Raw genomic sequence first — 654 nt, 5'->3', positions numbered from 1 at the left:
ACATATTTCATTTTCAACTATATTCATTTATTTATCACCTTTTTCATAATCATATACATATACTATTTCATCTTTATAATCATTTTTACCACCTAATTTTTCATATACATGGCAAGCTCTAGGATTACCTTTATCAGTTATTAAAAACATTTCAGAACAACCAATCTCTTTAGAATATTCCTTAATAAAAGATAATAATTTTGAACCATAACCTTTGTCTTGATAGTTAGGTAACATTCCTATTGAGTGTAAATAAAACATTGTTTTTCCATCAGGTCTTAAAAGTGTATAGCAATATGCAAATCCTATAATTTTATTATTTTCTTTAGCTATAAACCCAAATGAACTGGTATCATTAAGAAATCCTTTTAAATTATCAATATCAAAAACCATATTATCATCAATTAAAACTTCTTCCATAAACTTTTTCACGCTATCAAAACTCCTTGTCAACTTTCGATTTGTCATAATCATTCTACCATACCGTTATGAATAAATCATCTCTTGCAAAATAATTTCTTCTGCCCGGTTGTGAATGTTATTGCAACGCTGCACCCATTCCATTTGATGGGTACGCTTCAATTCCTCGGTCACACCATCGGCAGCCTTCATCTGCTCCATGATGGTGTCTAACCGTTCCTGTGCCTGTTCGTT

The 654-nt window shown here is 30.7% G+C and carries 2 protein-coding genes; both read right to left on the bottom strand.

The window, feature by feature from the left end:
* Window positions 1–27: 27 nt before the first annotated feature.
* Complete coding sequence (locus PGZ10_RS16560; RefSeq protein WP_425323656.1) at window positions 28–432, bottom strand: GNAT family N-acetyltransferase; 405 nt, start codon at window positions 430–432, stop codon at window positions 28–30.
* Between the two features lie 54 nt (window positions 433–486).
* Window positions 487–654: TnpV protein (locus PGZ10_RS16555; protein ID WP_270541909.1), on the bottom strand; the 168-nt coding region annotated here is incomplete at its 5' end.

It is taken from the genome of Coprococcus sp. AF102-57 (assembly GCF_027686195.1).
GTDB lineage: Bacteria > Bacillota > Clostridia > Lachnospirales > Lachnospiraceae > Allocoprococcus > Allocoprococcus comes.
Note: the sequence above shows the minus strand (reverse complement) of the source record. Positions and strands in the feature narration are given on the sequence as shown.